This window comes from Streptomyces sp. H51, from assembly GCF_035656535.1.
Lineage (GTDB): Bacteria > Actinomycetota > Actinomycetes > Streptomycetales > Streptomycetaceae > Streptomyces.
The window spans coordinates 318,627-339,978 of sequence record NZ_JAYMHD010000075.1 but is presented as its reverse complement, the minus strand read 5'-3'; the positions used below and the strand labels follow the sequence as shown (position 1 = coordinate 339,978).

General features: G+C 72.9%; 21 protein-coding genes. 8 read left to right on the top strand and 13 right to left on the bottom strand.

Annotation, left to right across the window (positions count from 1 at the left end; all coding sequences use genetic code 11):
- Positions 1-41: 41 nt before the first annotated feature.
- The 3 genes from VKA29_RS28220 to VKA29_RS28210 form a co-directional block, all read right to left on the bottom strand.
- On the bottom strand, positions 42-1,010 hold the full coding sequence (locus VKA29_RS28220; protein ID WP_324788810.1) for a DMT family transporter: 969 nt from the start codon (positions 1,008-1,010) through the stop codon (positions 42-44).
- Between the two features lie 72 nt (positions 1,011-1,082).
- Positions 1,083-1,793, bottom strand: coding sequence for a winged helix-turn-helix domain-containing protein (locus VKA29_RS28215; protein WP_324788809.1), 711 nt, complete (start codon positions 1,791-1,793; stop codon positions 1,083-1,085).
- 101 nt (positions 1,794-1,894) lie between these two features.
- Entirely contained in the window at positions 1,895-2,536 is a 642-nt protein-coding gene (locus tag VKA29_RS28210) for a TetR/AcrR family transcriptional regulator (protein WP_324788808.1), read from the bottom strand.
- A 115-nt stretch (positions 2,537-2,651) separates the two neighbouring features.
- On the opposite strand from VKA29_RS28210, the gene VKA29_RS28205 reads away from it, so the two are divergent.
- Positions 2,652-3,803: an acyl-CoA dehydrogenase family protein gene (locus VKA29_RS28205; protein ID WP_324788807.1), complete on the top strand. Its 1,152-nt coding sequence runs from the start codon at positions 2,652-2,654 to the stop codon at positions 3,801-3,803.
- Between the two features lie 370 nt (positions 3,804-4,173).
- Positions 4,174-4,827, top strand: coding sequence for a TetR/AcrR family transcriptional regulator (locus tag VKA29_RS28200; protein WP_324788805.1), 654 nt, complete (start codon positions 4,174-4,176; stop codon positions 4,825-4,827).
- Here VKA29_RS28200 and VKA29_RS28195 read toward each other — a convergent pair.
- Positions 4,824-5,285, bottom strand: coding sequence for a MaoC family dehydratase (locus VKA29_RS28195; protein ID WP_324788804.1), 462 nt, complete (start codon positions 5,283-5,285; stop codon positions 4,824-4,826). The genes VKA29_RS28200 and VKA29_RS28195 overlap by 4 nt on opposite strands.
- 108 nt (positions 5,286-5,393) lie before the next feature.
- Here VKA29_RS28195 and soxR point away from each other — a divergent pair, with 108 nt between their 5' ends.
- Positions 5,394-5,891, top strand: a complete 498-nt coding sequence (gene soxR, locus VKA29_RS28190) for a redox-sensitive transcriptional activator SoxR (protein ID WP_324788803.1) — start codon at positions 5,394-5,396, stop codon at positions 5,889-5,891.
- Between the two features lie 173 nt (positions 5,892-6,064).
- Here the strand turns inward: soxR and VKA29_RS28185 are convergent, their stop codons facing one another.
- The gene (locus tag VKA29_RS28185; RefSeq protein WP_324788802.1) at positions 6,065-6,667 is read right to left on the bottom strand and encodes a hypothetical protein; all 603 of its coding nucleotides are present in this window, start codon (positions 6,665-6,667) and stop codon (positions 6,065-6,067) included.
- 222 nt (positions 6,668-6,889) lie between these two features.
- Here VKA29_RS28185 and VKA29_RS28180 point away from each other — a divergent pair, with 222 nt between their 5' ends.
- Positions 6,890-9,679 (top strand): penicillin acylase family protein, encoded by a 2,790-nt coding sequence (locus tag VKA29_RS28180; RefSeq protein WP_324788801.1) that lies wholly within the window; start codon positions 6,890-6,892, stop codon positions 9,677-9,679.
- Positions 9,680-9,749: 70 nt separating this feature from the next.
- Here the strand turns inward: VKA29_RS28180 and VKA29_RS28175 are convergent, their stop codons facing one another.
- Positions 9,750-10,994, bottom strand: a complete 1,245-nt coding sequence (locus VKA29_RS28175; RefSeq protein WP_324788800.1) for a DUF1343 domain-containing protein — start codon at positions 10,992-10,994, stop codon at positions 9,750-9,752.
- A gap of 103 nt (positions 10,995-11,097) precedes the next feature.
- Here VKA29_RS28175 and VKA29_RS28170 point away from each other — a divergent pair, with 103 nt between their 5' ends.
- The 3 genes from VKA29_RS28170 to VKA29_RS28160 are packed head-to-tail and all read left to right on the top strand — an operon-like array spanning position 11,098 to position 14,154.
- The gene (locus VKA29_RS28170) at positions 11,098-11,871 is read left to right on the top strand and encodes an SDR family oxidoreductase (RefSeq protein WP_324788799.1); all 774 of its coding nucleotides are present in this window, start codon (positions 11,098-11,100) and stop codon (positions 11,869-11,871) included.
- Positions 11,868-13,535: a class I adenylate-forming enzyme family protein gene (locus VKA29_RS28165; RefSeq protein ID WP_324788798.1), complete on the top strand. Its 1,668-nt coding sequence runs from the start codon at positions 11,868-11,870 to the stop codon at positions 13,533-13,535. Before VKA29_RS28170 ends, VKA29_RS28165 begins: the two co-directional genes overlap by 4 nt.
- Before the next feature lie 25 nt (positions 13,536-13,560).
- Complete coding sequence (locus VKA29_RS28160) at positions 13,561-14,154, top strand: TetR/AcrR family transcriptional regulator (RefSeq protein WP_324788797.1); 594 nt, start codon at positions 13,561-13,563, stop codon at positions 14,152-14,154.
- Positions 14,155-14,241: 87 nt separating this feature from the next.
- On the opposite strand, the gene VKA29_RS28155 is transcribed toward VKA29_RS28160, so the two are convergent.
- The 7 genes from VKA29_RS28155 to VKA29_RS28125 form a co-directional block, all read right to left on the bottom strand.
- Positions 14,242-15,003 (bottom strand): tetratricopeptide repeat protein, encoded by a 762-nt coding sequence (locus VKA29_RS28155; protein ID WP_324788796.1) that lies wholly within the window; start codon positions 15,001-15,003, stop codon positions 14,242-14,244.
- Between the two features lie 158 nt (positions 15,004-15,161).
- Positions 15,162-16,376 (bottom strand): acyl-CoA dehydrogenase family protein, encoded by a 1,215-nt coding sequence (locus tag VKA29_RS28150; protein ID WP_324788795.1) that lies wholly within the window; start codon positions 16,374-16,376, stop codon positions 15,162-15,164.
- A 6-nt stretch (positions 16,377-16,382) separates the two neighbouring features.
- Positions 16,383-17,417, bottom strand: a complete 1,035-nt coding sequence (locus VKA29_RS28145; RefSeq protein ID WP_324788794.1) for a phosphotransferase family protein — start codon at positions 17,415-17,417, stop codon at positions 16,383-16,385.
- Positions 17,418-17,537: 120 nt separating this feature from the next.
- Complete coding sequence (locus VKA29_RS28140; RefSeq protein ID WP_324788793.1) at positions 17,538-17,861, bottom strand: DUF202 domain-containing protein; 324 nt, start codon at positions 17,859-17,861, stop codon at positions 17,538-17,540.
- Positions 17,858-18,250: a YidH family protein gene (locus VKA29_RS28135; RefSeq protein ID WP_324788830.1), complete on the bottom strand. Its 393-nt coding sequence runs from the start codon at positions 18,248-18,250 to the stop codon at positions 17,858-17,860. Before VKA29_RS28135 ends, VKA29_RS28140 begins: the two co-directional genes overlap by 4 nt.
- A 179-nt stretch (positions 18,251-18,429) precedes the next feature.
- Positions 18,430-18,945, bottom strand: coding sequence for an NUDIX hydrolase (locus VKA29_RS28130; protein ID WP_324788792.1), 516 nt, complete (start codon positions 18,943-18,945; stop codon positions 18,430-18,432).
- A 90-nt stretch (positions 18,946-19,035) separates the two neighbouring features.
- Complete coding sequence (locus VKA29_RS28125) at positions 19,036-19,929, bottom strand: DMT family transporter (RefSeq protein WP_324788791.1); 894 nt, start codon at positions 19,927-19,929, stop codon at positions 19,036-19,038.
- A gap of 425 nt (positions 19,930-20,354) precedes the next feature.
- On the opposite strand from VKA29_RS28125, the gene VKA29_RS28120 reads away from it, so the two are divergent.
- Positions 20,355-21,305 carry a hypothetical protein gene (locus VKA29_RS28120; RefSeq protein ID WP_324788790.1) on the top strand — a complete coding sequence of 317 codons (951 nt, stop codon included), beginning with the start codon at positions 20,355-20,357 and terminating at the stop codon, positions 21,303-21,305.
- The last annotated feature ends 47 nt before the right edge of the window (positions 21,306-21,352 follow it).

Sequence of the window (21,352 nt, the reverse complement as noted above, 5' to 3'; positions counted from 1 at the left end):
TCGACACTGGAGTTGGGATTCGGCCGCGGTCCGCAAGCAGGTCAGGCGGAGTCGCGGGCCTGCTCCGGTACCGGTTCCGGCACCGGTACCGGTACCGTGGCGGCGACGCGGGCGGCCCGTGCCCGGGAGCGGGACACCGCGACGCCCGCCAGGCACAGCGCCCCGCCCGCGAGTGTCAGCGTGTCCGGCACCTCGCCCAGCGTCAGCCAGGACATCAGCACCACCAGCGCGGGTACCGCGTACGTGGTCGCGCCCATGCGGCTGGCTGTCGTACGGGCCAGGGCGTACGCCCAGGTGGTGAAGGCCAGCGCGGTCGGGAACACGCCCAGGTAGACCATGTCGAGGGTGGCCGACAGGGGCGCGTCGGCCACCTCACCGGCCAGCTGTCCGGCGAACGGCAGGCACCCCACCGCCCCGACCAGGCAGCCGAACGTCGTCACCTGCAGCGCGCTCGCCCTGCCCAGGGCCGGCTTCTGCGCGACGACCCCGGCCGCGTAGCCGACCGCGGCCAGCAGGCACAGTGCCACGCCGAGCACCGAGGAGCCGTCCCCGCCCGACATCGACAGCCCCACGGTCACCGCCCCGGCGAACGACACCGCCATCCCCGCCAGCAGCCGCGGCGGCATCGGGTCGCCGAGCAGCCGGGCGCCCAGCAGGGCGATGAGGAGCGGGCCGACGTTCACGACCAGGGCGGCGGTACCGGCGTCCACCAGCCGCTCGCCCCAGTTCAGGACGACCATGTAGCAGCCGAACCACAGGGCCCCGGATATCGCGATCCCCCGCCACGCCGACCGCGGCGGCAGCCCCTCCCGCCGGACCAGGCAGATCACGCCCAGCGTCAGCGCCCCGGCCAGCAGGCGTCCGAGCGCCAGCGCGCCGGGGGAGTAGGCGTCCCCCGCGCGCCGGATCGCGACGAAGGCGGAGGCCCACAGCACGACGGACACCACGGCGGCACCGGCCGCGAGCAGTTCCGCCCGGCGGGCAGGTCGGTTCGGGAAGTCGTTCACCATGCTCCAGAGGCTAGGAGGGAAAGCGGAGAAGAGCTGGCGCATTTCGGACGCCCAGTCCCACCTCGCACCGGCTCACCGCAAGGTCCCCGGGGCGATGCCCAGCAGTTCGTGCAGGGCGGTCTCGCCCCGGGGCGTCAGCCGGAGGGCGCGTTCCGTGCCGATGCGCACGCACCAGCCCGAGTCCAGGGCGTGCCGGCACAGGGCCGCGCCGGAGGTTCCCGCGAGGTGGGGGCGGCGCTCGGTCCAGTCGAGGCAGGCCCGGGCGAGCGGACGACGTCCGCCGCGGTCGAGGGCGATGCCCGCCGCGTCGAACCAGGCGAGCCCCGCGTCCGTGAGCGCGAACCCGGTGTCCTGGCGCAGCAGCCCGCGGCCGGCCAGCGCGTCGGTGACCGCGATGCCGAGCCGTCCGGCGAGGTGGTCGTAGCAGGTGCGGGCGCGGGCCATCGCCGACCCGGCGCTCGACGCCCGCAGCCCGCGCGGCCGTGCCGCGGCGTCCGGGGCGAGCCGCGCGGCCAGGTCTTCCACCAGTTGGGCCACGGTCGCGTCCGCCAGGCGCACGTACCGGTGCCGGCCCTGCCGCTCCTCGGTGAGCAGCCCGCCGGCGACGAGCTTGCCCAGGTGCTCGCTCAGCGTCGACGCGGCGACACCGGCGTGCCGCGCCAGCTCGCCCGCGGTCCACGCCCGCCCGTCGAGCAGTGCCAGCAGGCACGTGGCCCGCGTCTCGTCGGCGATCAGTCCCGCGAGCCGGGCCAGCCGCGGGGCCTGCGGTTCCCTGGAGGTCATGCCCCCAGCATGCGGCACTGATACTTCGGCACCCGCCGAACCGTCGCGGCCGTCCGTCGCGACCGTCGCGACCGACCGTCCCGGCCGTCGCCGGTCGCGGCTCAGGCGGTCCGCCGGAGCTGCTCGTACTGCTGTGCCAGCCCGTCCAGCAGTGCCGTCAGGCCGGTCCCGAAGGCCCGCTCGTCGATCTTCTCCTGCTGCTCGGCGAGCAGGTGGGCCTGTCCGAGATGGGGGTAGTCGGCGGGGTCGTACGCGCTCGCGTCGTCCACGAACCCCCCGGCGAACGAGCCGAGCGCCGAGCCCATGACGAAGTAGCGCATCACCGCGCCGATGGAGGTGGCCTGGGCCGGCGGCCAGCCCGCGCGGACCATCCCGCCGTAGACCGCGTCGGCGAGGCGCAGTCCGGCCGGGCGGCGGCCGGGACCCCGGGCCAGGACGGGGACGACGTTCGGGTGGTCGCGCAGGGCGGCCCGGTAGGAGACCGCCCAGTCGTGCAGGGCCGTCCGCCAGTCCCGGCCGTCCTCGAACATCGACAGGTCGACCTGCGCGCTCACCGAGTCGGCGACCGCCTCCAGGATCTCGTCCTTGGTGCGGAAGTGGTTGTAGAGCGAGGGCCCGCTGACGCCCAGTTCGGCCGCGAGCCGGCGCGTGGAGACGGCCGCCAGGCCCTCCGCGTCCACCAGCGCCCGCGCGGTCTGGACGATCCGGTCGGTGCTGAGCAGGGGCTTGCGCGGTCGGGCCATGGCGCACATAGTAGGGCTGCACCCAGAAACTAGCAGTGCTAATTTAAAGGTACGGCCTTCAAGGACCTGACCGCGCCGTTTCCCGTTCCCCGGCCACTCGAGGGGTGATCTCGTCGTGAACCTGGAGCTCAGCGAGGAGCAGGTCGCCGTCCAGCGGCTCGCCCGGGACTTCGTGGAGCGGGAGATCGCCCCCCGTGCCGTCGCCTGGGACCGCGCCGAGGAGGTCGACCGGGGCATCGTGAGGAAACTCGGCGAGGTCGGCTTCCTGGGGCTGACCGTCGACGAGGAGTACGGCGGCTCGGGCGGCGACCACCTCTCCTACTGCCTGGTGACGGAGGAACTCGGGCGCGGCGACTCCTCCGTGCGCGGCATCGTCTCCGTCTCGCTCGGCCTGGTGGCCAAGACCGTCGCCGCGTGGGGGAGCGAGGAGCAGAAGCGGCGCTGGCTGCCGGGCCTGACCTCCGGCGCGTACGTCGGCTGCTTCGGCCTGACCGAGCCCGGCACCGGATCCGACGCCGGCAACCTCGCCACCCGGGCGGTGCGCGACGGCGGCGTGTACATCGTCAACGGCACCAAGATGTTCATCACCAACGGCACCTGGGCCGACGTCGTGCTGCTGTTCGCGCGCTCCACCGACGCCCCCGGCCACAAGGGCGTCTCCGCCTTCCTCGTCCCGGCCGACACGCCCGGGCTCACCCGCCGCACCCTGCACGGCAAGCTCGGCCTGCGCGGCCAGGCCACCGCCGAACTGGTCCTCCAGGACGTGCGGGTCCCGGCCTCCGCGATGCTGGGCAAGGAGGGCAAGGGCTTCTCCGTCGCCATGTCCGCCCTCGCCAAGGGCCGGATGTCGGTCGCGGCGGGCTGCGTCGGCATAGCCCAGGCCGCCCTGGACGCGGCCGTGCGCTACGCGGGGGAGCGCGAGCAGTTCGGCAGGCCCATCGCCCACCACCAGCTGGTGCAAGAACTGATCAGCGACATCGCCGTCGACGTGGACGCGGCCCGCCTGCTGACCTGGCGGGTGGCCGACCTGATCGACCGCGGCCTGCCGTTCGCCGTCGAGGCGTCCAAGGCCAAGCTCTTCGCCTCCGAGGCCGCCGTGCGCGCCGCCAACAACGCCCTGCAGGTCTTCGGCGGTTACGGCTACATCGACGAGTACCCGGCCGGCAAACTGCTGCGCGACGCGCGCGTGATGACCCTCTACGAAGGCACCAGCCAGATCCAGAAGCTCCTCATCGGCCGCGCCCTGACCGGGGTCTCGGCGTTCTGATCCGCCTCCCCGGGCCGAGCCGGCCGCCGGCCGCCGGCGTGACGCCCGGGCGCGCTCACCGCCCCCTTCGGGAAGCCCCCGCCGCGCCCGCGGCCGTGCGGGCACGCCAGGCCCTGCCGTCCGGATCAGGCCGGCTGTGAGGTACGGCGCCGTGCAGCCGACCCGAGCGTGGGGGAGTCGGCGACCGGCGGCAACGCGGCAGATGTGCGTGCCAGGACCCCGCGACGCCGGGACGATCCGAACGACCGGGCCTAAGCGCCCGCTCACCTGGAGCGGTATGGTGGGGACCCTGTCGGGCAGAGGGCGTTGCCCGTACGGCCGCCGCCGAGGGCGGCGGTGGGAGACGGCGGGCGAGAGAGGCTGGCGAGCGATGAGTACGGCGGAGGAGACGGCCGGCGGCGAAGTGCAGCCGTGGGGCGAGGTCACGCCCGACGCGGCCCGGCGGCTGCTGATCGCCGCCGTGGAGGCTTTCGCCGAGCGCGGCTACCACGCGACCACGACGCGCGACATCGCGGGCCGCGCCGGAATGAGCCCGGCCGCCCTCTACATCCACTACAAGACCAAGGAGGAACTCCTCCACCGCATCAGCAGGATCGGCCACGAGAAGGCCGTCGAGATCCTGCGCACGGCCGCACAGCGCGAGGGCGCCCCCACCGAGCGGCTGGCCGACGCGGTGAGCTCCTTCGTCCGCTGGCACGCGGGCCAGCGCACCACGGCCCGCGTCGTGCAGTACGAACTCGACTCGCTCGGCCCGGAAGCCCGCGCCGAGATCCTCGGGCTGCGCCGCCAGGCCGACGCCGAGGTGCGCGGGATCATCGAAGAGGGCGTGGCGACGGGCGAGTTCGAGGTCCTGGACGTGCACGGCACCACTCTCGCCGTGCTGTCCCTGTGCATCGACGTCGCCCGCTGGTTCAACGTCGGCGGCCCCTGCACGCCCGACGAGGTCGGCGCGCTGTACGCCGACCTCGTGCTGCGGATGGTGGGGGCCGGCAAGCGGTGGCGCTCCGGCGGGGCCGGTGCCTAGAGGTAGTACCGCGAGACGGACTCCGCGACGCACACCGGCTTGTCGCCGCCCTCGCGTTCCACCGTGAAGGCCACGGCCACCTGCACACCGCCCGGCACGTCCTCGACGCCGGTGATCCGCGCGGTGGCGCGCAGCCGCGAGCCGACCGGGACCGGGGCGGGGAAGCGGACCTTGTTGGTGCCGTAGTTGACGCCCATCTTCACGTTCTCGACCGTGATCAGCTGCGGCCCGAACAGCGGCAGCAGCGACAGGGTCAGGTAGCCGTGCGCGATGGTGGTCCCGAACGGGCCCGCGGCGGCCTTCTCCGGGTCCACGTGGATCCACTGATGGTCGCCGGTGGCCTCCGCGAACAGGTCGATCCGCTTCTGGTCGACCTCCAGCCAGTCGGTGTACCCCAGCTGCTCGCCCACCGCCGCCTTCAGCTCGTCGGCGGACGTGAAGATCCTCGGCTCTGCCATGTCCCGGCCTCCCATGTGCCTACATCTCTAAGCGACTGCTTAGCATGGTCGGGTCCGGGAGCAAAGTCAACGCACGGCGGCTCATCGCGGGTGGGTAGTCTTCGAGGGGTGCCCCAGATTCCCGAGAAGATCCACGAACTCACGGTCGGCCAGCTCGCCGCCCGCAGCGGTGCCACCGTCTCCGCCCTGCACTTCTACGAGTCCAAGGGCCTGATCCGCAGCCGCCGCACCGGGGGCAACCAGCGCCGCTACGGCCGCGACACCCTGCGCCGCGTCGCCTTCGTCCGCGCCGCCCAGCGCGTCGGCATACCGCTCGCCACGATCCGCGAGGCACTCGCCGAACTGCCCGAGGAGCGCACCCCCACCCGGGAGGACTGGGCCCGCCTCTCCGAGGCCTGGCGCTCCGAGCTCGACGAGCGCATCAGCCAGCTCAACCGCCTGCGCGACCACCTCACCGACTGCATCGGCTGCGGCTGCCTGTCCCTGGACTCGTGCGTCCTGTCCAACCCGGACGACGTCTTCGGCGAACGGCAGACCGGCTCCCGGCTCCTGGTGGAGCGCCGCGGCGGCCGGGCGGGGCGCGGGAGCGGCGCGCCGGACCGGTAGCGGCCGAGCCGCCGCTGGGCGGCGCTGTCGAAGCCCGGCGGCGCAGGCCTGCGGGCGCGTCCGGTGGTGCTGGCGCGTCGGGTGGTTTCGGCGCGTCGGGTGGTGCCTGCGCGTCGGGTGGTGTCGGCGCGGCAAACAGGGGGTGCGGCATCCCCGGCGCACCCCCGCCGTGCTCAGGCCGACACGAGCAGCCTTCCGCGCCGTGCGTCCGCCAGGGCCTCGGGGGTGAGCACGGGCCGTGGCACGAGAATCCCGCAGTGTGCGCACACCGGACCCGACGAGGGTTCGTGGTCCAGGTCGTACCGCCAGACCAGACGCTCCCCGCGGCACACCGGGCACTCCGCTCCCGGCTCGCGCTCCAGGGCCGCGATCAGCCGGCGCAGTACCTCCGCCAGCGGTTCACGGGGGTGGACCCGCGGGTCGTCGCACCAGGCCACGCCGAAACCGCCCCAGGTCAGCCGGTGCCAGTCGTCCACGCTGCCCGGCCTGCGCAGCCCGTCGTGCTTCTCCTTCCTGCGCCGTTCGGCGAACTCCGTCTCGTACGCCAGCCAGACCGACCGCGCCTCCTCCAGCTCCTCCAGCGCGGCCACGAGCCGCGCCGGATCGGGGGACCGGTCCTCCGGACCGAACCCCGCCCGGGAGCACAAATGGTCCCAGGTCGCCCTGTGCCCGTAAGGAGCGAACCGCTCCAGGCACTTGCGCAGTGAGTAGCGCCGCAGTGCCAGATCGCACCGCGGGTCGCGGACCTGTCTCGCCAGACTCCGGAAACCGGCCATCGCCCTGCACCTCCGTCACACCTGCACCTGTACTTCGGTCACCTCGGTGTCGTCGTTCGGACGTCGCCGAATAGACGCATCGACAAGCGATTCGGCTCCATCCGTTTTCCGATGACCTCCCTCGGCCGTCGCGCCGACTTCAAAAAGTGACGCATGTTCATCTTCACTCCCGGGGATACCGGCGGTAACGTCCCGGCTCACCCCTCGTCGGTAGGAGCTGCCATGCCACGGCGTACCCCACGCAACGTTCTCGACAGACTGAGAACTCCCCGCAGGTTCCCCGGGTTCCTGAAGAGCGCTGCCGTATGCGCCCTGATTGCCGGACTTTTGACACCGCTTTCCCAAGCGGCGGTGGCCGCGACGGACGCGACGGCGTCCAACGACTACTGCGGCGGCCAGTGTTCCGACATCCTGCCGCCCGGCGAGAACGGCAACGCGACGCTCGCCCAGATCCTGCTCAACCAGGCCTTCGGCACCCAGCCCTCGCACGCCGAGGACCAGCTCGGCCCGTACGCCAACCTGGCCACGGGCTACTCGGCGCTCACCACCGACAAGATCAACACGTTCTTCAACGACGCGTCGTTCGGGGTCGCCTCCGACCAGGTCGCCTCCACCGAGAAGCCCGCCGGCCGCAGCGACGTGACGATCGTCCGCGACAAGAAGACCGGTGTACCGCACATCACCGGCACCACCCGGTACGGCACCGAGTTCGGCGTCGGTTACGCCGCCGCCGAGGACCGGCTGTGGCTGATGGACGTCTTCCGGCACGTCGGACGCGGCCAGCTGACCTCGTTCGCCGGCGGCGCGGCCTCCAACCAGGGCCTGGAACAGGAGTTCTGGCGCAACGCCCCCTACACCGAGGCCGATCTGCAGGCCCAGATCGACAACGCCATCGCCAACAACGGCGCCCGCGGCCAGCAGGCCCTCGCCGACGCCAACGCCTACCTCGCGGGCATCAACGCCTACATCGACGCCTCCGACAGCGGCCGTTACTTCCCCGGCGAGTACGTCCTGACCGGGCACAAGGACGCGATCACCAACGCCGGCACCATCGAGCACTTCAAGATCACCGACCTGGTGGCGCTCGGCTCGGTGATCGGCTCGCTGTTCGGCTCCGGCGGCGGCGGCGAGGTGAACAACGCGATGTCCCTGCTCGCCGCCCAGACCAAGTACGGCGTGGCGGAGGGCACCAAGGTCTGGGAGTCCTTCCGCGAGCGCAACGACCCCGAGGCCGTCCTCACCGTCCACGACGGCCAGAGCTTCCCCTACGCGAACAAGCCCGACGACCCGCAGGGCGAGGCCCTGCCCGACGCGGGCTCGGTGACCGAGGAGCCGCTGGTCTACGACCGCACCGGCAGCGCGGCGACCGCCGGAGCCACCACCGCCTCCGCCACCGCGACGAAGACGACGCTCAGCTCCGCCAAGCGCGGCATGTCCAACGCCCTGGTGGTCAGCGGCAAGCACACCGCCAGCGGCCACCCCGTCGCCGTGTTCGGCCCGCAGACCGGCTACTTCGCCCCGCAGCTGCTGATGCTGCAGGAGATCCAGGGCCCGGGCATCAGCGCCCGCGGCGCCTCCTTCGCGGGCCTGAGCATGTACGTGGAACTGGGCCGCGGCCAGGACTACTCGTGGAGCGCCACGACCTCCGGCCAGGACATCATCGACACCTACGCCGTCGAGCTGTGCCAGGACGACTACCACTACCTGTACCACGGCACCTGCACGGCCATGGACAAGGTCGAGCAGAAGAACGCCTGGACGCCGACCACCGCGGACGGCACCGCGGCGGGCTCGTACACGATGCGGGTCTGGCGCACCAAGTACGGGCCGGTGCAGTACCGGGCGACCGTCGGCGGCAAGAAGGTCGCCTACACCACCCTGCGCTCCTCCTTCCTGCACGAGGCCGACTCGATCATCGGCTTCCAGATGCTGAACGACCCGGACTACGTCAACAGCCCGCAGACCTTCCAGAGCGCGGTGCAGCACATCAACTTCACCTTCAACTGGTTCTACGCCGACTCCCAGCACACCGCGTACTACAACAGCGGCGACAACCCGCAGCGCGTGAGCGGCGTCGACGCCGAGTTCCCGGTGTGGGGCCGGGCGGCGTACGAGTGGAAGGACTGGGACCCGGCGACCAACACCGCCGCCTACACCCCGGCCTCCGCCCACCCCAACTCCATCGACCAGGACTACTACATCTCCTGGAACAACAAGCAGGCGAAGGACTACACGACCGCGCCCTGGGGCGACGGCTCCGTGCACCGCGGCAACCTGCTGGAGGACCGGGTCAAGAAGCTGGTCGCCGCGGGCGGGGTGACGCGGGTGGCGCTGGTGAAGGCGATGGCGGACGCGGGCCTCGCCGACCTCAGGGCCGAGGACGTGCTGCCCGACCTGCTCAAAGTGGTCAACAGCTCGACCGTCACCGACTCCACGGCCGCCGCGGCCGTCACCAAGCTGCAGGCGTGGCTGACCGCGGGCGCCAAGCGGACGGAGACCTCGGCCGGTTCCAAGACGTACGCGAACGCGGACGCCGTCCGGATCCTCGACGCCTGGTGGCCGCTGCTGGTGAAGGCCGAGTTCGAGCCCGGACTCGGCAGCGACCTGTACGCCGCCTTCGGCGACAACCTGCCCATCGACGAGTCCCCGTCGGCCGCGCACGGCCCGACCGGCTCGCACGCCGGCAGCGCCTTCCAGTACGGCTGGTGGAGCTACGTCGACAAGGACATCCGGGCGGTCCTCGGCGAGTCCGTGCAGGGCCCGCTGGCGCGGGAGTACTGCGGCGGCGGCAGTCTGAGCTCCTGCCGGGACATCCTGATCAGCACGCTGAAGACGGCGGCCGGCATGACGGCGTCCCAGGTCTACCCCGGTGACGACCAGTGCTCGGCGGGCGACCAGTGGTGCGCCGACTCGATCGTCCACCGCACCCTCGGCGGCATCAAGCACGGCAAGATCAGCTGGCAGAACCGGCCGACGTTCCAGCAGGTGGTGGAGTACACGTCACACCGGTGAACCGGCCGGGGCGGCGGGCCCGCGACAGCGGCCCGCCGCCCCCGGCGGCAGCCCCCGGCACGCCGGGGGCTCACTCGTACAGCAGGTAGTGCCGGCGCGTCCGGCGGAACGCGGCCAGCTCCGGCTGCCAGTCGGCCACCACCTCGTCGGTGTCCGCGCCCGCGTCGATCAGCGTCCGCACCCGCGCCGAGCCGGTGAGCTTGTCGATCCAGTTGTCGGAGCGCCAGGCGAAGCCGTCGAAGACCCGCTTGGCGGTCACCAGCAGGGCGATCCCGGTGCGCACCGGGTCGAAGACCGCGCGGTCGTGCACATGGACCTGCACACCCCCGATGGTCTTCCCCTGGTACTTGGAGAAGGCCGGCGCGAAGTACGCCTCCCTGAAGCGCACACCGGGCAGGCCCAGTTCGTTCACGGCGGCGGCCCACCTGCCGTCCACGCCGTCGGCGCCCAGCAGTTCGAACGGCCGGGTCGTCCCGCGCCCCTCCGACAGGTTCGTCCCCTCCAGCAGGCACGTCCCCGAGTAGACCAGGGCGGTGTCGGGGGTCGGCATGTTGGGGCTCGGCGGCACCCACGGCAGCCCGCAGGCGTCGTAGAACCACGACCGCCGCCACCCGGTCATGGTGACGGTCTCCAGCTCCACCGGAGCCGTCAGGAACTCCCCCTCGAACAGCCGCGCCAGTTCGGCGACGGTCATCCCGTGCGCCTGCGCGATCGGCTGCCGGCCGACGAACGTCGCGAACTCCTTGTGCAGCACCGGGCCGAGGGCCGCCCGTCCGGTCACCGGGTTCGGCCGGTCCAGCACCACGAACCGTTTGCCGGCCAGCGCCGCCGCCTCCATGCAGTCGTACAACGTCCAGATGTACGTGTAGAAGCGCGCGCCGACGTCCTGGATGTCGAAGACGACGGTGTCCACGCCGGAGGCCGTGAAGACGTCGGCGAGCGGCTGACCGCTCTTCAGGTACGTGTCGTAGACGGGCAGTCCGGTCGCCGGGTCGTCGTAGCGGCCCTCGGAGCCGCCCGCCTGGGCGGTGCCGCGGAAGCCGTGCTCGGGGCCGAAGACGGCGACCAGGTTCACCCGCTCGTCGGCGTGCATGACGTCGACGACGTGCCGGACGTCGCTGGTGACGCCGGTGGGGTTGGTGACGATGCCGACCGGTCGGCCGTCGAGGAGCGCGTAGCCGTCCGCGGCCAGCCGTTCGAATCCGGTGCGCAGGGACGCGCGGTGCGGGGACGCGGCGGCGGGGGACGCCGCCGGGAGGGAGGTTGCTGCCGTTGCCGTTGCCGCTGCGAGAAGAGCTCGTCTGGAAAGGCGCATGAGAGGCACGGTAGGGGCCGGCGCCGGCCGCGGGAACCCCTTCCCTGCCACATACCGACCGGTTAGTCTGGCCGGGCCGCAGAGCCGCAGTCGAAGGAGATCGATGGTGGAAGCCGTTCAGGGTGCCGGTGTGGTCGTCACGGGGGCCGGGGGAGGCATCGGCGCGGCGCTCGCCCGCCGGTTCGCCGCCGAAGGGGCCCGGGTCGTCGTCAACGACCTGGACGCCGGCCGGGCCGAGGCGGTCGCCGGGGAGATCGGCGGCATCGCGGTGCCGGGCGACGCCTCCGCGATCGTGGCCGACGCCCGCGAGGCGCTCGGCGGCACGGTGGACGTCTACTGCGCCAACGCCGGCGTCGCCCTGGAGGACGGGGACCTCGAACAGCCCGTCGACGAGAAGTCCTGGGGACTGGCCTGGGACGTGAACGTCATGGCGCACGTGCGGGCGGCGCACGCGCTGCTGCCGGCCTGGCTGGAGCGCGGCAGCGGACGCTTCGTGTCCACCGTCTCCGCGGCCGGCCTGCTGACGATGATCGGCGCCCCCTCCTACAGCGTCACCAAGCACGGCGCCTACGCCTTCGCCGAGTGGCTGTCGCTGACGTACCGCCACCGCGGCCTGAAGGTGCACGCCATCTGTCCCCAGGGGGTCCGCACCGACATGCTGTCCGCCACCGGCAGCGCGGGCGACCTGGTGCTCAGGCCCACCGCGATCGACCCGGCGGACGTCGCGGACGCCCTGTTCGAGGGGATCGAGGAGGACCGCTTCCTGATCCTGCCGCACCCCGAGGTCGCCGCGTTCTACCGGGCCAGGGCCGCCGAGCCGGACCACTGGCTGACCAACATGAACCGCATCCAGCAGAAATGGGAGGAGCTGCGGTGACCGGCTCCCGCTACGCGGCCAAGCCCTGGCTCGCCCTGCTGAACGACGCCCAGCGCGCCCCGGTCGACCCGGCCGACTCCCTCGTGCACGCCCTCGCCCGGTGCGTCGCCGAGGCCCCCGACCGCACCTTCCTGACCTACTTCGACGGGCGGCTCGGCTACCGCGAGACCGACGAGCTGAGCGACTCCGTCGCCGGCCACCTCGCCGCCCGCGGGCTGCGGCCCGGCGACCGGGTGGCGGTCCTGCTGCAGAACTCCCCGCACTTCGTGATCGCGCTGCTCGGCGCGTGGAAGGCGGGCGCGATCGTCGTGCCGGTCAACCCCATGTACAAGTCGGGGGAGGTCGCGCACGTCCTGCGGGACGGCGAGGTGGCCGCGCTGGTCTGCTCCGACCGGGCGTGGGAGTCCTACCTGCGCGAGACGGCGGCCGACTCGCCGGTGCGGATCGTGCTCACCGCCTGCGAGCTGGACTTCCAGACCCGCGGCGACGAACGGGTGCTGGGCTTCGAACGGCTGCCGCAGGCCCCGGACGCCGAAGACCTGACCGCCGTCGCCCGGGCCGGTCACCCGGCCCCCGAGGTCCGTGCCGCCGCCCCGTCCGACATCGCGCTGATCAGCTACACCTCGGGCACCAGCGGCACGCCCAAGGGCGCCACCAACACGCACGGCAACATCATGTACAACGCCGAGCGGCAGCGGACCGGCCTCGCCCTGCCCGAGGCGCCCGTCCACTACGCCCTGGCACCCCTGTTCCACATCACCGGCATGGTCTGCCAGCTCGGCGCCTGCCTGGTCAGCGCGGGCACGCTCGTGCTGACGTACCGCTTCGAGGCGGGCGTCGTCCTGGACGCGTTCGCCGAGCACCGGCCGCACTTCACGGTCGGCCCGTCGACCGCCTTCATGGCGCTGGCCGCCCACCCGGCCGCCACCCCGGACCACTTCTCCTCCTTCGCCGTCATCTCCTCCGGCGGCGCCCCTGTGCCGCCCGCGCTGGTGGAGAGGTTCCGGGCGGACTTCGGGCCGTACCTCCGCAACGGCTACGGGCTCACCGAGTGCACCGCGCCCTGCGCCTCCGTGCCGCCGCACCTCGAGGCACCGGTGGACCCGGCGTCCGGCACGCTGGCGGTGGGCCTGCCCGGCCCCCGGACGGTGGTCCGGATCGTCGACGACGAGGGGCGGGAGGTGCCCTTCGGCGAGCAGGGCGAGATCGTGGTGAGCGGGCCGCAGGTCGTGCCCGGCTACTGGCGGCGCCCGGAGGCCACCGCCGAGACCTTCCCCGCGGGCGAACTGCGCACCGGCGACATCGGCTTCATGGACCCGCGGGGCTGGCTGTACGTCGTCGACAGGAAGAAGGACATGATCAACGCGTCCGGCTTCAAGGTGTGGCCGCGCGAGGTCGAGGACGTCCTGCACACGCACCCGGCGGTGCGCGAGGCGGCCGTCGTCGGGGTGCCCGACGGCTACCGCGGCGAGACCGTCAAGGCGTACGTCAGCCTGCGTCCGGGCGCCGGGACGGACCCGGATGAACTCGCGGTGTACTGCAAGGAGAGACTGGCCGCCTACAAATACCCGCGGCAGGTGGAGATCCTGCCCGACCTGCCGAAGACGGCGAGTGGGAAGATCCTCCGGCGGGAACTGCGTTCTCGCAGGCAGAGCAGCCGGTAGACCCACGGAAAGGCAGGTGGCGGCAGTGCCCAGGACGACGGACGGTGACGGAGCACCCGTTCCGCAGCGGCTTCTGGCCGCCGCCACCCGGCTATTCGCCGACCGTGGATACGACCGCACCTCCGTGCAGGAGATCGTCGAGGCGGCCGGTGTCACCAAGGGTGCGCTGTACCACTATTTCGGTTCCAAGGACGACCTCCTGCACGAGGTGTACGCGCGCGTGCTGCGCCTCCAGCAGGAGCGCCTCGACGCCTTCGCGGACTCCGACGAACCGGTCGAGAAGCGGCTGCGGGCCGCGGCGGCGGACGTCGTCGTCACGACGATCGAGAACCTCGACGACGCGTCGATCTTCTTCCGCTCCATGCACCACCTGAGCCCTGAGAAGAACAAGCAGGTGCGTGCCGAGCGCCGGCGCTACCACGAACGCTTCCGCGCGCTCGTCGAGGAGGGCCAGGAGGCGGGCGTCTTCTCCCGGGCGACCCCGGCCGATCTCGTGGTGGACTACCACTTCGGCTCCGTCCACCACCTGTCGACCTGGTACCGCCCCGACGGTCCGCTCACCCCGCAGGAGGTCGCCGACCACCTGGCCGACCTGCTGCTGCGGGCCCTGCGCCCCTGAAGCGCCGGGCGCCGAGGCCCCGTTCACGCAGCCGCCGGAGCCGGTGCGCCCCTGCCGCGCCCGCGCCCACGCGCGAGCCGGGGCCGGTCAGGCGGCGGTCCACTGGTCGAGGAGACGCCGGGTGGAGACGGTGTTCGGGTGCGAGGCGCCGAGCGCCCGTTCCATGTCGCGCACGACCGCGGCCAGCTCCTCCAGCGCGGCGCTCCGGCCGACGCCCGGCGTGTCGTGCCGCATGACGGCCAGCGAACCGCGAGCGATCAGGGTCATCTGGTGGTCCGCCCCCAGCTCCTGGGTGCCGACGCTGACGGCCTGCCGGTACACCTCCTGGGCGGCGTCGGTGTCGCCGTCCTCCTTCAGCCACTCGGCAAGGACGATGCGGGCCGCCAGGGCCTCCGGGTCGCCGGGACCGAGGGCCGCGTTCATCTCCTCGCTCAGGCCCTCCATGGCCGCGACGCGGTCGGGCACGTGGCCGTGCTCGCTCCGCAGCTGCAGCGCGATGAAGCGTGCCTGCAGCGTCAGCGTGTGGTCGTCCCCCAGGGCCGCGGCGAGGTCCGGCACCAGGGCCTCCAGCCGTTCCACCGCGAGACCGGTGCTGCCCTGCTGGGCGCATTGCACGGCCGACGCCAGACGGGCCCGGAGGAGCGACTCGTCGTCCGGCCCCAGCCGCCACTGCGCCAGCGCCAGCCCGAACGGCACCTCTCGGTGCGCGATCCCGACCAGCAAGGTGAGCATCATGGCGCACCCCAGCACGTACCACAGGACGTTGTTCATCGGCAGCACCATCGAGCCGACAACGGCCACGAGCAGGCCGGCCACCGGCCAGCGCCAGGCCTTCGGTAAGCGTCTCATGGCCGAAGTATCGCGTTCATGCCAGGGGTGAGGAAGATTGCGGTTGCCTTCGGTTGCCTTCGGCGGTCTTCGGCGGTCTTCGGCGGGGAAGGCGTAAGGGGCGGCCGCCCAGCGGCGGCCGCCCCCGAATCACTGACGCTCAGAGGTACTTCCGCAATTCAGAGGTACTTCCTCAGCTCCCGCCGGGCCAGCGAACGCTGGTGCACCTCGTCCGGGCCGTCGGCGATCATCAGGGTCCGCGCGGCGGCGTACAGCTCCGCCACCGGGAAGTCCTGGCTGACGCCGCCCGCGCCGTGGAGCTGGATCGCCCGGTCGAGGATGTCCACGACCGCGCGCGGGGTGGCGATCTTGATCGCCTGGATCTCGGTGTGCGCGCCCCGGTTGCCGACGGTGTCCATCAGCCAGGCCGTCTTCAGCACCAGCAGCCGCAGCTGCTCGACGGTGACCCGGGCGTCCGCGATCCAGTTGTGCACCACGCCCTGCTGGGCCAGCGCCTTGCCGAAGGCCTGACGCGCCACCGCGCGGCGGCACATCAGCTCGATCGCCCGCTCGGCCATGCCGATCAGCCGCATGCAGTGGTGGATGCGGCCGGGGCCGAGCCGGGCCTGCGCGATGGCGAAACCGCCGCCCTCCTCGCCGATCAGGTTGGACACCGGCACGCGCGCGTGGTCGAAGACCACCTCGGCGTGACCGCCGTGGTAGTGGTCCTCGTAGCCGAAGACCTTCATCGCGCGCGTGACGGTGACGCCCGGGGTGTCCCGCGGTACCAGCACCATCGACTGCTGGCGGCGGATGTCGGGGCCGTCCGGGTCCGTCTTGCCCATCACGATGAAGATCTTGCAGTGCGGGTCCATCGCGCCGGAGATGTACCACTTGCGCCCGGTGATGACGTAATCTTCGCCGTCCCGCTCGATCCGTGTGGTGATGTTCGTCGCGTCCGACGAGGCCACCTCCGGCTCGGTCATCGCGAACGCCGAGCGGATCTCGCCCGCCAGCAGCGGCTCCAGCCACTGCTTCTTCTGCCGTTCGTCACCGAACTGCGCGAGCACCTCCATGTTTCCGGTGTCCGGCGCCGCGCAGTTCGTCACGGTCGGCGCGAGCTGCGGCGAGCGGCCGGTGATCTCGGCGAGCGGGGCGTACTGCAGGTTGGTCAGGCCGGCGCCGTACTCGGCGTCGGGCAGGAAGAGGTTCCACAGCCCCTGCCGGCGTGCCTCGGCCTTCAACTCCTCGACCACGGCCGGGGTGTCCCACGGGGAGGCCAGCGCGGCGCGCTGCTCCTGCGCCACCGCCTCGGCCGGATGGACGTACTCGTCCATGAAGGCGAGCAGTTTGGCGCGCAGCTCCTCGGTGCGTGCGTCGAACGCGAAGTCCATGGCCAGTCAGCCTTCCTGGAGTCCTGCTTGGAGAGTCGTCAGACCGTGCTCGATGAAGACCGGGACCAGATCGCCGATGCGGTCGAAGCCGCGGCCGACCGTCTGGCCCAGGGTGTAGCGGTAGTGGATGCCCTCGAGGATCACGGCGAGCTTGAACCAGGCGAACGCCGTGTACCAGGAGACCGCCGAGACGTCCCGCCCCGAGCGGGCGGCGTAGCGCTCGATCAGCTCGGCAGGGGACGGGTGGCCGGGGGCCTGGGCCGTGGTGGAGACGGGGGAGTCGGGCATGCCCAGGGGCGTGCTGTACATCACCAGCAGGCCCAGGTCGGTGAGCGGGTCGCCGAGCGTCGACATCTCCCAGTCGAGGATCGCCTTGATGACGTCGTCGTCGCCGATCAGGACGTTGTCCAGCCGGTAGTCGCCGTGCACGACGGTCGGCGCGGGGGACACGGGCAGCTGCCGGCCGAGTGCCGCGTGCAGCTCGTCGATGCCGGGCAGCGCGCGGTTGCGGGAGGCGTCCAGCTGCTTCCCCCACCGCCGCAACTGCCGGTCCAGGAAGCCCTCCGGGCGCCCGAAGTCCGCCAGGCCGACCTCGGCCGGGTCCACGCCGTGCAACTCGACCAGTGTGTCCACCAGCGACAGCACCGCCTGCCGCGTGCGCTCCTCGCCCAGCGGGGCGAGCTGGTCGGCGGTGCGGTACGGGGTGCCCTCGACGAACTCCATGACGTAGAACGGCGCCCCGAGCACCTCCTCGTCCTCGCACAGCAGTACCGGGGTCGGCACCGGTACGGCCGTCGGGTGCAGTGCGCTGATCACCCGGTGCTCGCGCTTCATGTCGTGGGCGGTGGCGAGGACGTGCCCGAGCGGCGGCCGGCGGACGACCCACTTCGATACGCCGTCCTCGACCGCGTACGTCAGGTTCGACCGCCCGCCTTCGATCAGCCGGCCGGTCAGGGGGGCCTGCACCAGGCCGGGCCGCTCACGGTCGAGCAGGCCGCGCAGCCGGTCGAGATCGAGACCTGGCGGATGGTCGGGGCTCATCGGTGCTCCTTGGGCGCGCGTGAACATGACTGACGCGACCATCATGCCGACTGGTCGGTATGCCGTCCAGTGCGGGCGCCCAACGTGATCGGAACCACGGCGGGCCGGTCCCGGAGAGCCCTACAGGACGAGCGCCGCGCCGCACAGCGCCAGGGCCACGGTGCACAGGACCGCGGTGGCGGCGTGGCGCGGGCCGAGCGTGGACGGCCCGGGCGTCGCGGCGAGGGCGCGGATGCGCAGGTGGGCCAGCAGCAGGAACACCGCCCACAGCAGGCAGCACAGCGCGCCCACGGCGATGCCGGATGCGGAGGGGCCTTCGTGCAGGGCCGTCTTCACGGCGAGGACGGCGACGGCGGCGCTGGACAGGGTCGTACGACGCCAGGCCAGCCGGGTGCGCTCGGGCTGTAGCCCGGGATCCCGCTCCCGGCCCGCGGGCGCGCTCACCCCTCCCACCCGACGAGCACGACGACGACCATCGCGACGGCGACGACGGCGACCACCACGCCCAGCACCGCCGGGAACCGCGACACCGGCAGGTCCTCGCCCCGCCGCATGGCCCGCTCGCAGCGCACCCAGTGGTTGACCGCGCGCAGGGCGCACAGCACGCCCGCCCCCAGCAGTGCGAGCGCCAGCCCGACGCGCCAGCCCCGGCCCAGATCGGGCAGGAACTGGTCCACCGCGAAGCCTCCGCCGATCAGCGCGAGCCCGGTGCGCAGCCAGGCCAGGAAGGTGCGTTCGTTCGCCAGCGAGAACCGGTAGTCGGGGGTCGTGCCCTCGTCCCGGATCCGCTCCGGGGCGAACCACAGGCTGACGTTCCGTACCCATGCGTCGATCACGCCGCGACCCTATCGGGCTCCCCGCGGGCAAGCGGGCCGCCCGGAGGCGCGGGTGTCGCGGAAGCGCCGGGTGCCGGGGAGGCGGCGGATGGTGGGAGGCGGCGGGTGCCGGGGAGGCGGCGGATGGTGGGAGGCGGCGGGTGCCGGGGAGGCGGCTAATGGTGGGAGGCGGCGGGTCAGCCCATCGACCGGAAGGCCTTCAACCGCTCGTAGGCCGCCAGGCCGTCCGGCGTCCACTCCCACTCCGTCAGCCGCCGCTCCACCTCGTCCTCCGTCAGGAACGCGTGCCAGGCCACCTCCTCGGCCTGCGGGCTGACCGGCATCTCGCAGCGCACCTCGTACACCGCCGACCACCAGCTGCGGCCCGCGCCGTCGTCGTAGAGGAACTTGAACAGGAACCGCGGGCTCGGCAGGCCGCTCACGCCCAGTTCCTCCTCCGCCTCGCGCAGCGCCGCCTCGTCGTAGGACTCGCCGGCCGCGACCACGCCGCCGACGAACATGTCGTGGAGGGAGGGGTGGACCAGCTTGGTCGGGGTGCGGCGGTGGACGAAGACACGGCCCTTGGCGTCGCGGGCCAGGATGAAGGCGCAGCGGTGGCGCAGGCTCCTGGCGTACGCCTCGCCGCGCGGGGACCGGGCGACGACGCGGTCGTTCTCGTCGACGATGTCGATGATCTCGTCAGCAGCGCTCATGGGAGCATCCAAGCAGCACGCCGCTCGCGGGGGCACCCGGGCAGCACACCGCTACCGGGGGCACCGGAGCGGCACGCCGGGGCCGGTCGGTCACTGCGGTTGCAGGTCGCGGACCCGTTCCGGCTTCGCCGTGCCGGCGGGCATCGCCGGGTGCAGCCCGAGCAGCACGATGCCCGTGACGATCGCCGCGAGCCCGGCCGCCTCCCAGGCCAGCGCCCCGGTGTCGGTGCGCAGCCGGTCGCCGAGGAAGCCCACCCCGCACAGGATGCCGGCCAGCGGCTGGGCCGCGGTCAGGGCCGGCAGGGACATCCGCAGCGGCGCGGTCTCGAAGGCGCTCTGCACCAGCACCAGGCCGGTGACGCCGAGCGCCAGCACGCCGTACGGCTGCCAGCCGGTCACCAGGTCGGTGAGGCCGCCGGCCGAGAAGCGCTGGCCGCTGATCCGGGTGAGGGCGTCCTGGACGCCGTAGAGCAGGCCCGCCGCCAGGGACAGCAGGACCGGCGCCGAGCTCAGGCGCGAGCGCTTGGCACAGGCGGTCAGCAGCAGCGCGAGCCCGACCACGGCACCGATGATCAGCCAGTGGCGCAGCGGGTCGGCGACCGCGGTACCGCCGCGCGGTTCGCCCGCCACGATGAACGCGGTGACCCCGCCCGCCAGCAGGGTGAGGCCGGCCCAGCCCTGGCGGCCCAGTGGCTGCCCGGTCTGCCTGCGGGAGAGTGCGAGAGCGAACAGGAGGTTCGTGGCGAGGAGGGGCTCCACGAAGGAGACCTCGCCCTGGCCGAGCGCGACGGCGCCCAGGGCCATGCCCGCCACCATGAGCGCCGTACCGCCCAGCCAGCGCGGAACCCTCATCAGGTCCAGGAGCAGCCGAGGCGAGAGGAAGTCGCTCAGCGGCGCCCGCTGGGCCGCGTTCTGCTGGAGCACGAATCCGAGGCCCAGGCAGCAGGCAGCGCTCACGGCGAGAAGGAGAACCAGAACCGACACGCTGCGTACCTCGATCAGTTCGGCCGGGCTACGGGGCGGTTGGCGGCCGACTGTGGCGTCCCGGGCACGGGAGTGCCCCGGGAGCCGGCGAAGACATCGACCCGGCCACGGCGCGCCGCCCGGTCGGGGCGCGGGGCGTGACCGTGCCGCCATGGTCCGACGCCCCGACCGGCCGCGCCATGGCGTACGCCACACGGCGGGGCGGGGCGTACGCCACACGGCGGGGCGTACGCCACACGGCGGGGCGGGGCGCACCGGCGCACGGCCTCGGCCGCCCGGCAAGTGCTCCCACCGGCACGGACGTTGACGCGAGTAACGGAAGTCCGGGCCTTGACGTGAGTCTTTGCCGAGGGTTTGCTGTGCGTGATCAGTCGACGGCAAACCGGAACCCCGACGCGAGCCGCGTCGCGTGAGGAAGTCCCGCGGTGTCCCCACCCCCGCCATCTCTCGGCAGGGGCCGCAAAGGCGCGGCCCAGGCCCTTGACGCCGCCCTCGACGACGACGAACTCGTCGCCGCGAAAGCCTCGTTGGCGCAGGGGCGCTGGCAGGCCGCCCGCACCCTGCTGGCGCACACGGGCGACGACTGGGACCGCCGGGGACACCGGGTGACCGTCCTCGCCCTGGAGCCCTACAGCTCCGCCTGGGCCCGGGACTGGATGGTCACCGAACCCGGCTGCGCCGACGCCGCCGTCCTGCTCGCGCTGTCCCTGGTGCAGCGGGCGCTGCGGGGCAAGGAGAGACCGGACCGGGCCCGCGAGGCCTGCCGGGCCGCCGCCGCGCGCCTGCCCGCCGACCCCACCCCGTGGCTGGGGATGCTGATGCTGGAACGCGCCTCGGGCGCCGACGACGAGGTCGGACGCCTGTTCGGCGAGATCCGCGGCCGGTACGCCGACCACCACCACGCCCACCACCTCATGATCGCCCGCCTCGCCGAGCGCCACGCCGACGCCGGTCCCGACCCGCTGCACGAGGTGTACGACTTCGCCGACTGGGCCGCCGCGCAGGCCCCGGCCGACTCGCCGCTCGCCGTCCTGCCGGTCGTCGCGCACGCCGAGCGCTACCGCGCGCTGGCCCTCGCCGGGCACGAACCCGCCGACCCGGCCGCCTCGGACCACTGGAGCGGGCACCGGGCCGGGCAGGTGCTGAAGGCCGCCTTCGACTGGTGGCTGGAGTGGGAGCACGAGGGGCACCCGCGCCGTCTGATCGACCTGAACTACCTCGCCCACGCCAAGGTCTGCGAGGGCAGCGGCGCGGAGGCCGCCGCCCTGTTCCACCGCATCGGCGAACACGCCACCCCGGCGCCCTGGTCCTACCCCGGCCGCGACCCCTACCCCGCCTTCCGTGCCGCCCGCGCCGCCGTGCTCGGCGGGGGATGACCCCCGGGCCCCGGCCGGCGCCGACGGCCGGCGAAGAGATGACGGAA

What these genes read in the sequence shown, in the direction of transcription:
- VKA29_RS28220 (WP_324788810.1), bottom strand. Translation starts at nt 1,010, where the DNA reads ATGGTGAACGACTTCCCGAACCGACCTGCCCGCCGGGCGGAACTGCTC.
- VKA29_RS28215 (WP_324788809.1), bottom strand. Translation starts at nt 1,793, where the DNA reads ATGACCTCCAGGGAACCGCAGGCCCCGCGGCTGGCCCGGCTCGCGGGA.
- VKA29_RS28210 (WP_324788808.1), bottom strand. Translation starts at nt 2,536, where the DNA reads ATGGCCCGACCGCGCAAGCCCCTGCTCAGCACCGACCGGATCGTCCAG.
- VKA29_RS28200 (WP_324788805.1), top strand. Translation starts at nt 4,174, where the DNA reads ATGAGTACGGCGGAGGAGACGGCCGGCGGCGAAGTGCAGCCGTGGGGC.
- VKA29_RS28195 (WP_324788804.1), bottom strand. Translation starts at nt 5,285, where the DNA reads ATGGCAGAGCCGAGGATCTTCACGTCCGCCGACGAGCTGAAGGCGGCG.
- VKA29_RS28185 (WP_324788802.1), bottom strand. Translation starts at nt 6,667, where the DNA reads ATGGCCGGTTTCCGGAGTCTGGCGAGACAGGTCCGCGACCCGCGGTGC.
- VKA29_RS28180 (WP_324788801.1), top strand. Translation starts at nt 6,890, where the DNA reads ATGCCACGGCGTACCCCACGCAACGTTCTCGACAGACTGAGAACTCCC.
- VKA29_RS28175 (WP_324788800.1), bottom strand. Translation starts at nt 10,994, where the DNA reads ATGCGCCTTTCCAGACGAGCTCTTCTCGCAGCGGCAACGGCAACGGCA.
- VKA29_RS28170 (WP_324788799.1), top strand. Translation starts at nt 11,098, where the DNA reads ATGGTGGAAGCCGTTCAGGGTGCCGGTGTGGTCGTCACGGGGGCCGGG.
- VKA29_RS28155 (WP_324788796.1), bottom strand. Translation starts at nt 15,003, where the DNA reads ATGAGACGCTTACCGAAGGCCTGGCGCTGGCCGGTGGCCGGCCTGCTC.
- VKA29_RS28150 (WP_324788795.1), bottom strand. Translation starts at nt 16,376, where the DNA reads ATGGACTTCGCGTTCGACGCACGCACCGAGGAGCTGCGCGCCAAACTG.
- VKA29_RS28145 (WP_324788794.1), bottom strand. Translation starts at nt 17,417, where the DNA reads ATGAGCCCCGACCATCCGCCAGGTCTCGATCTCGACCGGCTGCGCGGC.
- VKA29_RS28130 (WP_324788792.1), bottom strand. Translation starts at nt 18,945, where the DNA reads ATGAGCGCTGCTGACGAGATCATCGACATCGTCGACGAGAACGACCGC.